At 41.6% G+C, this 4,299-nt stretch carries 4 protein-coding genes and 1 pseudogene; 2 read left to right on the top strand and 3 right to left on the bottom strand.

The genetic code is table 11. From position 1 onward, the window contains the following. Positions 1 to 198: pseudogene (locus tag IQR33_RS27955) on the bottom strand (hypothetical protein); the annotation flags it as partial. 242 nt (positions 199 to 440) lie between these two features. On the opposite strand from IQR33_RS27955, the gene IQR33_RS27960 reads away from it, so the two are divergent. Together IQR33_RS27960 and IQR33_RS27965 are read left to right on the top strand one after the other, a co-directional pair. After that, positions 441 to 1,436: a 2-hydroxyacid dehydrogenase gene (locus IQR33_RS27960; protein WP_054579202.1), complete on the top strand. Its 996-nt coding sequence runs from the start codon at positions 441 to 443 to the stop codon at positions 1,434 to 1,436. Positions 1,437 to 1,521: 85 nt separating this feature from the next. Beyond that, positions 1,522 to 1,878 (top strand): YibL family ribosome-associated protein, encoded by a 357-nt coding sequence (locus IQR33_RS27965; protein ID WP_005374274.1) that lies wholly within the window; start codon positions 1,522 to 1,524, stop codon positions 1,876 to 1,878. Positions 1,879 to 2,041: 163 nt separating this feature from the next. Here IQR33_RS27965 and IQR33_RS27970 read toward each other — a convergent pair whose 3' ends face one another. Further along, positions 2,042 to 3,073 carry a cytosolic protein gene (locus IQR33_RS27970; RefSeq protein ID WP_193838032.1) on the bottom strand — a complete coding sequence of 344 codons (1,032 nt, stop codon included), beginning with the start codon at positions 3,071 to 3,073 and terminating at the stop codon, positions 2,042 to 2,044. 103 nt (positions 3,074 to 3,176) lie between these two features. After that, a complete protein-coding gene (locus IQR33_RS27975; RefSeq protein WP_193844247.1) occupies positions 3,177 to 3,938 on the bottom strand; it encodes a cytosolic protein in 762 nt (253 codons plus the stop codon). Between the last annotated feature and the right edge of the window lie 361 nt (positions 3,939 to 4,299).

Here is a 4,299-nt window from a genome sequence, read left to right on the forward strand (position 1 = left end):
TGTGCGATTGTCTCCCTCTTCTTGTTTATGTCCTTGAGGGTTCGCTCCTAAAGCAATTCGGTATTCTTTTAGCACTGCTCCTTGTTCCATCAAATACATTCGACGCTTAGACTTGTCGACTTTAACGAGGTCAACAGCTGCGTGAGTGCCAGAAGCAAACACACAACACAAGAACATAGAGCACCATTTTACTGACATTGTCGTAACGCCTAAGCTAATAAAGTGAACAAGAAAAGAGCGATAATGCTAGTCAGTTAATGCTCGTAAAGCAAACAGTATCTAATGCGGAACCGTAAGATAGCACTCGCTGAAAGGCGTACTTCTTGTTGTTGTTTGATACAACAAAAGTCAAAGAGAAGATTTCTCTATTCATTGCGGCTAAGTTGCATTACTTTATAAGCATATTTATTTATAAAGTCCGTACTTTTTGAGAGGGAACCATGATTAACATTGCTTTTTTTAGTGCAAAATCCTACGACGAAGCCTCTTTTAATAAAATTAAAAATAACCGCGATTTTGAATTTCACTATCACGACTTCCGACTAACCGAAAAAACAGCCAAGATGGCGCACGGCAGTGATGTCGTATGTGCGTTTGTTAATGATGATCTTTCAGCTCCTGTCCTTAAACAGCTTTCTCTGGGCGGGACCAAGCTTATTGCTATGCGCTGCGCGGGATATGATAAAGTTGATCAACAAGCAGCCAAAGAACTAGGCTTACAAGTGGTTCGAGTTCCTGCTTACTCACCAGAAGCAGTGGCAGAGCACACGGTTGGTTTAATGATGTGCCTAAACCGCCGCCTTCACAAGGCCTACCAACGCACACGTGACGCCAACTTCTCGCTAGAGGGTCTTGTTGGCTTTAACTTTTTCGGAAAAACCGTTGGTGTTATTGGTACGGGTAAGATTGGTATCGCGACGATGCGTATCTTCAAAGGGCTTGGCATGGAACTGCTTTGCTACGACCCCTACGAAAACCCATTAGCGCTAGAAATGGGAGCCCGTTACTGTTCGCTTGAAGAAATCTACGCTAATGCGGATATTATCTCTCTCCATTGTCCAATGAGTGAAGAAAACTATCACTTATTGAACGAAAAAGCCTTCGCGCAAATGAAAGATGGTGTAATGATCATTAACACCAGTCGAGGCGAGTTGCTAGATTCACTAGCGGCGATAGAAGCGTTGAAACAAGGTAAGATTGGTGCGCTTGGCCTAGACGTGTATGACAATGAAAAAGACTTATTCTTCCAAGATAAATCTAACGATGTCATTGTCGATGATGTTTTCCGCCGTTTATCGGCTTGTCATAACGTGCTGTTTACTGGCCACCAAGCATTCTTGACTCACGAAGCACTTAATAACATTGCCTCTGTGACGCTTGATAACGTCGAAGCCTTTTTCTCTGGTAACGTATCGGGCAATGAACTGATTAACTAAAGCCAGACAATCGAGAAGTATAGTAGAGCGTGTGATCTCAGCTATGCTATACTCCTCGACTATTTAAAATTTGAGCCAAATTACCATGAGCATAAAAACTGATATTCAAAAGCTGCACAACCGTTTAGATACATGCCAACGTAAACTTGATGCGGCACGTTCTCGTGGTGATCACGAAATGATTACAAAGTTCACGGATGAAGTAGAACAGCTTACCAAAAAGCTTAACCAGTTAAAGCACAAGCAAAACTATGAGCTGAACAAAGAACGTAAAAGCTTACTTGATATGCCTTTCTCTCGTGAAATCACCAAAGCAGAACAAGCGGACATCGGCAAACTGAAAAAACGCGTACGCGGCTTAGTAATCGTTCATCCATTAACAAAAGTTGGTAAAGAACTTCGCCTTGATGTGATGACAGGCTTTGCGCCAAAAGAGTTTTAAAACTCGCATTAACATTTATGGAGCCCAAGCATTTGCTTGGGCTTTTTATTTTGTACTGCTTCATTAGATTTCATCGAAATATCAATCCATAAGCTATTAAAAAGGCCAGCGACAAAAGCCACTGACCTATTTCGACCAATATCGTCCGCATTATATCTCAACGTTACGACAGTTGCTGCAACTTGTGCTCCACAACGGGATCATTCGGAACCAACTGCTGAGCGACTTCCAAAAGTTGTACTGCATCTTGCGGGTTGTCATACTCATGCTTAAGTGCAATATCAACAAGTGGCTGAATATCGATTTGTGCTTGATGCTCCTTCACATGTTCTTTCTTTTCTTCAATTAGTACATTATGAGCGGTACTCAGTAAGTTTAAACGATGCTGTGAGCTCGCATTCGCCTTGTTAAGGCACTGATAGTAATCTTCTTTTAAGCGCAGCGTTTTGGTCTGATGACGAAACTGCGCTATATCTATCTTCTGATAACGTATAAAGTCTACGGCCACTTGCTTATAAAAACCGAATTTATTCAAATACGTCGCGTGGGTACCATGTCCCATCCCGAAGACTCTTAAGTGAGTGAGCTCTGGGTAACGTTTGGCGTGAAGGCGGTCGATTTCATTAGTTGGATCATAAATGATATAGCCTTTTGCATCGCCAAGGTCGAGGTCGTGATACTTTCCTTCCCAATCAAATTGTTGGGCAAGTTCAGTACTTGACCTATCATCCCATGGCACCAGCACTTTGTTTTTTGTGCTGACCGGGTGAAACATCAATACTTGATCCAACTTTAATAGATTAGAAAAGGCACCAATAGCAAAACCACCGCGGCTAAGCCCATAACCTAAACGACATTCAAAAGGCTCAAGTAAAGTTGACAGTTGCTCTAGAAAGAAAATCAAATTACGGCTGCGAAACCAGTTACTTTTCCCAAGATGCTGAAATGAAATAATATTTACTTTTTGTTTCTGGGCTAAGCGATAACCCCAAGGCGCAAAGTCTGAGTGTAAGTCCTGTACTTGTAGATTCGTACCAGCAGGGGAAAAGGTGAACAACAACGGTTTATTGCGGTCGACAAACTCATACTTAACAAATACATCATCAAGTAAGTCCTCCCCGGACATCGGTAGCCTGGTTTGCTGTTCTTCACGAGAAAGAACCAGCCATTCATCCAACCAGTACAGTAACTTCATTAATCCTCCATCTAAATTGCGCCTAGCAATTGTGTTAAAAATCTAGTTTTTAGTGTGTGATCATCTCCCCCTGGTTACAGGGGACTCTGATATCAGTCCTCTTTTAAAACAAAGCGTGAATTTGCTTATTAAATTGGTCAATATCTAAGGTTTGATGGCGAACAAACTCCTGCGCCACCAGATTAAAAAATTCTAATTTATCTAATTGTGCGAATTGAGTGCCGTGTCCCATACCGACGACTTTTAAATGGGTAAGCTCGGGATAACGTTCAGCATGAAGACGATCAATGCGATTGGATGGGTCATAAATAATATAACCTTTGGCATTGCCCAAATCTCTATCATGATAGCCGCTTTCCCAAGCAAACTGCTGAGCAAGCTCAGTACTCGGCCGATCATCCCAAGGCACTAACGCTTTATTTTTTGTGCTAACAGGATAAAACAACAAAAGATTTTCTAGTTTCAGCAAGTTAGCGAACGCGCCAATTGCAAAGCCACCTCGACTTTGCCCATAACCCAAACGACATTTGAAGGGATGAAGCAACTCAGATAGCTGCTCCAGAAAGAAAATCAAATTCCGACTACGGAACCAATTACTTTGTCCTAAATGTTGAAAGGCAATAATGTTTACTTGTTGTTGTATTCCGAGCTCGTAGCCCCAAGGAGAAAAATCCGGAGTTAAATCTTGTACCTGCACATCAGTACCGGAAGGAGAAAATGTAAACAACAATGGCTTGTTAAGATCGACGAGTTCATACTTCACAAACACATCATCAAGTAAATCGTAGCCAGAGATAGGTAAAGCCATCTCTTGTTCTTGTTGAGTAAGAGCTTGCCATTCATCTAACCAGTAAAGTAGCTTCATTTTTTCTCCAAGTGCATCCGCAGTATTTAGACTGGAACTCTATCAAAATGCGTTTAAGCATCCCACGTTGAGATTTAAAAAAGCTCTATTTGAAGCCCAAATGGCGTATGGAAATGTCTTCGATTGAAGGTATTACTGCGTAAACTAAACCCAAAGTAGGTACGCAAAAACTTGAAGAAAGAGCTAGAGAAAAACCAATTAGAAGTTTCGATAACAGCGGTTAAAAAACAGCAGATACAAAAAAACCGCTGTAAGAACAGCGGTTTTTTTAAAAGTGGCGGAGAGATAGGGATTTGAACCCTAGATACGCTATTAACGTATGCCGGTTTTCAAGACCGGTGCTTTCAACCACTCAGCCATC

The organism is Vibrio sp. OPT46, assembly GCF_015163535.1.
Classification (GTDB): Bacteria; Pseudomonadota; Gammaproteobacteria; order Enterobacterales; family Vibrionaceae; genus Vibrio; species Vibrio alginolyticus.